Origin of the sequence: Curtobacterium sp. B18 (assembly GCF_000333375.1) — a bacterium.
GTDB lineage: Bacteria > Actinomycetota > Actinomycetes > Actinomycetales > Microbacteriaceae > Curtobacterium.
Genome location: NZ_BACZ01000702.1, coordinates 1 through 5,689, shown reverse-complemented (window position 1 = coordinate 5,689; position 5,689 = coordinate 1). Strand labels below are relative to the sequence as shown.

5 protein-coding genes are annotated in these 5,689 nt (G+C 72.1%); 1 reads left to right on the top strand and 4 read right to left on the bottom strand.

The window, feature by feature from the left end:
• Window positions 1-319 precede the first annotated feature (319 nt).
• Together I5E_RS18870 and I5E_RS18865 are read right to left on the bottom strand one after the other, a co-directional pair.
• Complete coding sequence (locus tag I5E_RS18870; RefSeq protein ID WP_022908364.1) at window positions 320-994, bottom strand: response regulator; 675 nt, start codon at window positions 992-994, stop codon at window positions 320-322.
• A complete protein-coding gene (locus tag I5E_RS18865) occupies window positions 991-2,238 on the bottom strand; it encodes a sensor histidine kinase (RefSeq protein ID WP_022908363.1) in 1,248 nt (415 codons plus the stop codon). The genes I5E_RS18870 and I5E_RS18865 overlap by 4 nt, the downstream gene beginning before the upstream one ends.
• Window positions 2,239-2,365: 127 nt before the next feature.
• On the opposite strand from I5E_RS18865, the gene I5E_RS18860 reads away from it, so the two are divergent.
• Window positions 2,366-4,429: an acyltransferase family protein gene (locus tag I5E_RS18860; RefSeq protein ID WP_022908362.1), complete on the top strand. Its 2,064-nt coding sequence runs from the start codon at window positions 2,366-2,368 to the stop codon at window positions 4,427-4,429.
• Between the two features lie 59 nt (window positions 4,430-4,488).
• Here the strand turns inward: I5E_RS18860 and era are convergent, their stop codons facing one another.
• Together era and I5E_RS18850 are read right to left on the bottom strand one after the other, a co-directional pair.
• Window positions 4,489-5,427 (bottom strand): GTPase Era, encoded by a 939-nt coding sequence (era, locus tag I5E_RS18855; protein ID WP_022908361.1) that lies wholly within the window; start codon window positions 5,425-5,427, stop codon window positions 4,489-4,491.
• Window positions 5,424-5,689, bottom strand: a 266-nt coding sequence (locus tag I5E_RS18850) for a transporter associated domain-containing protein (RefSeq protein ID WP_031263185.1), incomplete at its 5' end; no start/stop codon positions are given. The genes era and I5E_RS18850, both read right to left, overlap by 4 nt.

Sequence of the window (5,689 nt, the reverse complement as noted above, 5' to 3'; positions counted from 1 at the left end):
CGGAGCCCGACGGGCCCATCACCGCGGTGAACTCCCCCGCGCCGATGTCGACGCTCACGTCGTCGAGCGCCGTGACCCGTCGCGCGGCGTCGCCGTAGTGCTTCGAGACGTGGTCGAGACGGATGATCGGTGTGCTGCTCGTGGTCATGACTCCACGATGACGGCCGGGAGGCACGCCCCGCGTCCGTCGCGCGGCTCCTGTGGATCGTCCGCTCGGCTCCACTGCCTGGGGAGGAGTCATCCGCTCGGATGACGGTCCGTCAGACGAACCACCCCGCCCCGCGGGCGGGCGCGGGCCGCCGCGCGAGCGCGCCCGCGGTCAGTCGGCCTTCGCGACCAACCCGTGCTCGTGCGCGAACACGACGAGCCGCACCCGGTCGCGCAGCTCGAGCTTCGTGAGGACCCGCGAGATGTGGGTCTTCACCGTCGCCTCGCTCACGTACTCGTGCTGCGCGATCTCGCTGTTGCTGAACCCGCGCGCCGCCAGGTCGAAGATCTCGCGCTCGCGGGGGGTCAGCTCCTCGAAGGCGGGCGGCACCGAGGCGGCCTGCTCGCTCGTGTCCTCGTAGCGGCGCAGGAGCTCGCGGGTCGCCGACGCCGCGAACACGGCCGTCCCGGCGTGCACCGTGCGGATCGCGGCGAGCAGGAACTCGGGGTCGGCGTCCTTCAGCACGAACCCGCTCGCGCCGGCCCGGATCGCCTTCGCCGCGGCCTCGTCGAAGTCGAACGTGGTGAGCACGAGCACCTTCGCGCCGTCCGCGCCGCTGTCCTCGACGATGCGGGCGGTGGCGGTGATGCCGTCCATCACGGGCATGCGGACGTCCATCAGCACGACGTCGGGTCGGCCGCGCCGCACGAGTTCGACACCCTCGGCACCGTCGCCGGCCTCGCCCACGAACTGCAGGTCGGCCTGCGAGTCGATGAGCATCCGGATGCCGGTGCGGAACAATGCCTGGTCGTCGACGAGCGCGACGCGGATCGGGGTGTCGTTCATCGGCCGGTGCGCTCCTGCAGGGTCTGGGGTGGGATCGGGACGAGCCCGCGCGGCATCTGGCCGCTCGCGGGGACGGAGGGCATCCGCACCGCGACCGCGAAGTCGTCGCCACGCGGTCCGGCCGTCATCGTCCCCCCGGTCATGGTGGCACGCTCGCGCATGCCGACCAGGCCGTGTCCGGTGCCGGGCCCGCGCGTGCCGTCGTCAGCGCGCCGGTTCACGACCGTGATCTCGACGGTGTCGGGCCGGTACGTGAGGGTGGCGTGCACCGGCGTGTTCGGCTCACCGTGCTTCCACGCGTTCGTCAGGCTCTCCTGGACGATCCGGTACACGGCGAGCTGGGTCGTCGTCGGGAGTCCGGCGCCGTCGCCCTCGCGCTCGACCCGCACGTCGAGGCCCATCCCCCGCATCTCGCGGACGAGGCGGTCGATGTCGTCGATCTCCGGGGTCGGCGCGGTGCCCTGCTCGTGTCGTAGTGCCCCGAGCAGTTCGCGGACGTCCCCGAGTGCACGTCGTGCGGTGCTCGAGATCGTCCCGAGCGCCTCGTCGGCGATCGCCGGATCCGCCTTCAACGCGTACCGCGCGCCGTCGGCCTGCGCGATCACGACCGCGAGCGAGTGCGCGACGATGTCGTGCATGTCCCGGGCGATCCGGACGCGCTCCTGCTCGACCGCGACCGCCCGGTCGGCGCGCGCGGCGTCGCGCTCGGCGAGGAGCTGGGCCTCGCGGCTCATGCTCGCGGAGCGGCGGGTGCGGAGCACGAGACCGGCGAGCCACGGCAGCAGGAGCAGCAGCAGCACGATCGCGAAGTACGCGACCGCGACCTTCAGCGACTCCTGCTCCGGCGTCGTCGCCGTCTGGATGCCCAGCCGCTCGCGGTAGTCGTCGAGTCCGAGGTAGAGGGCCGCGATCACCGGACCGCCGATCGACGACAGGAGCCCGGCCAGCCGCACCCGACTGCTGCCGTACCGACTCGTCGCGTAGACCACGCCGGCGATGAACGCGTTCGACAGGTCCGGCATCTGCAGCGTGACCATCTCGATGACGGCGAACACCCACGCCACGCCGAGTGCGAGCCCCGGCGACAGCCGTCGGAGCGCCAGCGCCGCCGTCATCCCGACCACCGTCAGGAACGCGAAGGGCGAGTCCATCCCCCGGGCGGTCAGCACGAGCACCAGGCCACCGAGGACGACCGCGATCACGACGTCGGTGATGACCTGCGCGCGCAGCATGGGACGGAACACCGCTCCACGGTACGTCCAGGAGGCGCGGTGCGCGTCCGCCTGCAGGTTGACGTCCGCGGGCGGCCGGGTCAGCAGCCCGTCGGCAGCGACTCGTCAGCCACCATTCAACATCTGATATATTTACACGGTGCACACGAAGCGACGCGACATCCAGGGGCTCCGAGCGCTGGCGATCACGGCCGTCGTCCTCGAGCACGTCTTCGGGTCACCAGTGGGCGGGTTCCTCGGTGTCGACGTGTTCTTCGTCGTGTCCGGGTTCCTGATCACGCGCTCGCTGCTCGACATGATCACGCGGACCGGTCGGGTCGACCTCCGCGCGTTCTGGACCCGACGGGCGCTCCGCCTCGCACCGGCGTTCGTCGTGGTCGCCGCGACGACCGCCACCGTGTTCGTCGTCTGCTTCCCCTCGGCCGATCCGCGGTCGGTCCTGGAGCCCCTCGCCGCTGCCTCGGTCTCGATGTCCAACTGGTGGTTCGTCCACGAGGGCACCGACTACTTCGGGGCACACGCCGCCGTCTCGCCGTTCCTGCACACCTGGTCGCTGGCGGTCGAGGAGCAGTTCTACCTCGTCTGGCCGGCGCTCATCGCCCTGACGCTCTGGCTGCTCCGGCGGCGTTCGGCGCCCGGTCGCGGCGCCAGCTGGTCGGGGCAGGTCCCGCCGCGTGGCACCGAACGACGCGCGCGACTCGGCATGCTCGTCGTCCTCGGTCTGGTCGTCTGCGCCTCGATCGCCGCTGCGGCCCTCGCGGGTACCGGGGACGCAGGCTACTTCTCGACCGTGACCAGGGCGTGGGAGCTCGCGATGGGTGCCGTGGTCGCCGTCGGCCTCGTCGGGACCGCCCGCCCGTCGTGGCGGATCGGTCTGCCCGTGACGGTGCTCGGCATCGTGCTGATCGTCGCGAGCGTCGTCCTCGTCGGGTCGGACGCCGGGGTCCCCTTCCCGGGCGCGGTCCCCGCCGTGCTCGGCACCGCCATGGTGCTCGTCGGCGGAGGCTCCCCGGCCGGTGGCACGATCGTGCTCGAGAACCCGGTCTCGGACTGGCTTGGCGGCATCAGCTACTCGCTCTACCTGTGGCACTTCCCCGTCCTCGTGTTCGTCGGCGCCGTCGCACCGGACGCCACGTGGACCGCGGTCCCCGTGGCCCTCGCGGCAGCACAGCTGTCCACGCACGCGATCGAACGCCCCTTCCTGACTCGGGACCGGTCGAGCTCGGGCGCGTGGTGGGTCCGACGCATCCGCACCGGGACGACGGTGCTGGTGGTCTGCACGACCGCGGCGCTGACCGCCGCTGCCGTCGTCCCCGCGACGCCGGTGCCGTCCGCGGCGGTCGCGGACGCTCCGCCGAACGGTGCGCTGCCCCACGTCGCCGCCGAGCGGGGCGAGCTCGCCGAGGCGCTCCGTGCGGACAGCTGGTCGACGGCACTCACCCACCGCGGCACGCCGACCGACAGCGCGACCGCACCCCGCCCCTGCGGGGTGATCGGGACCAGCCGGACCGAGGAGTCCTGCACGTTCGGGCCCACGGATGCACCGCACACCGCCGTCCTCGTCGGGGACTCCGTCGCCGGGGCCTGGTCGGAGGCCCTCGTCGAGTGGATGCGGACCGATCGACCCGGATGGCGGCTCGTCGTCCTGGCACGCAACGGGTGTCCGTTCATCACCACCGACGTCCAGCCGGGCGTCCCGTGCGCCGAGCTGCAACAGGGTGTCGTCGATCGCATCGACGAGCTCTCCCCCGACGCCGTGATCGTGGCGACCCGGTTCGACGGCATCCCCTTCGAGCGCGCGGACGGCGGCGGCACACTGACCCCGACGGAGTTCGAACACGCGTCCGCGGCGATGATCGACCGGGTCGCGGCCCGCACTCCCGTGGTCGTCCAGCTCGCTGCGCCGCCCGCCGGGGCCGACCCCAGCCGGTGCCACCTGCGCTTCGGGACGCCCAGGTCGTGCATCCGACCGGTGTCCGACGAGTGGCGCTCCCGGATGGCGTCCACCGAGCGGGTCGCGACGGCGCACGGTGTCCGACTCGTCGACACGAGTCCCCTCGTCGCGGTGGACGGCCGCACCCCGGCCACGATCGGTGGCGAACTGCTGCGGATCGACGGCGTGCACCTCACCCCGTCCGCGTCGATCGCCGCCGGTCCGGCGCTCGGCGAGCTCATCACCGCAGCGGGCGGGTTGGAACGCTGACGCGGGTCAGGAGGCGCGGTGCGCGTCCGCCTGCAGGTCGACGTCCGCAGGTGGCCGGGTCAGAAGCCGAGGCGACCGAGCTGCTTCGGGTCGCGCTGCCACTCCTTCGCGACCTTCACCCGGATGTTGAGGTACACGTGGCGGCCGCCGAGCAGCGCCTCGATCTCGGTGCGGGCACGCGACCCGACGTCCTTCAGGCGCTCGCCCTTGCGACCGATGACGATCGCCTTCTGGCTGTCCCGCTCGACGAACAGGTTCGCGAAGATCCGCAGCGGGCCGTCCGGGTCGTCGTCCTCGTCGGGTTCGACCACGTCCTCGATCACGACGGCGAGCGAGTGCGGCAGCTCGTCGCGCACGCCCTCGAGCGCGGCTTCGCGGATGAGCTCGCCGATCCGCTCCTCGTCGGTCTCCTCGGTCACGGCCGAGTCGTCGTAGAGCTGCGGCGACTCGGGCAGCAGCGACGTGATCACGCCGAGCAGGTCCTCGAGCTGCAGGCCCCTCGTGCCCGAGGTCGGCACGATGGCGTCCCACTCGCGCAGCTTCGACACGGCGAGCAGCTGCTCCCCGACCCGGTCCTTGGCGGCCTGGTCCATCTTCGTGACGATGGCGATCTTCTTCGCCCGCGGGTACTGGTCGAGCGTGTCGTTGATGAACCGGTCCCCCGGGCCGACCGGCTCGTTCGCCGGCACACAGAACCCGATGACGTCGACGTCCCCGAGCGTGGACTGCACGAGGTCGTTCAGCCGCTCGCCCAGCAGGGTGCGCGGACGGTGCACACCCGGGGTGTCGACGATGATGACCTGGCCGTTCGGCCGGTGCACGATGCCCCGGATCGCCCGACGGGTGGTCTGCGGCTTCGAGGACGTGATCGCGACCTTCTGGCCGACGAGCGCGTTCGTCAGCGTGGACTTCCCGACGTTCGGGCGACCGACGAAGGAGACGAACCCGGCTCGGTAGGGCTCGGTCGGTCCGGCGGCGGCTGGCGTGGTGTCGGTCATGCGGTGGTGGTTCCCGTCGTGGTGGATGCGGCGTCGTCGAAGGCGTCCTCGACGTCCGCGAGTCCCGGTGTGCGCTCGGCGAGCACGGTGATGAGGTGGCGGCGCTTGCCCTCGACCCGGTCGGCCGTCAGTTCCAGGCCGGACACGGTGACACGCTCGCCGCTCACGGCCAGGTGGCCGAGCTCCTTGGTGAGCAGGCCTCCGGCGGTGTCGACGTCGTCGTCCTCGAGCTCGATGCCAGAGCAGGTCGCCGAGGTCGTCG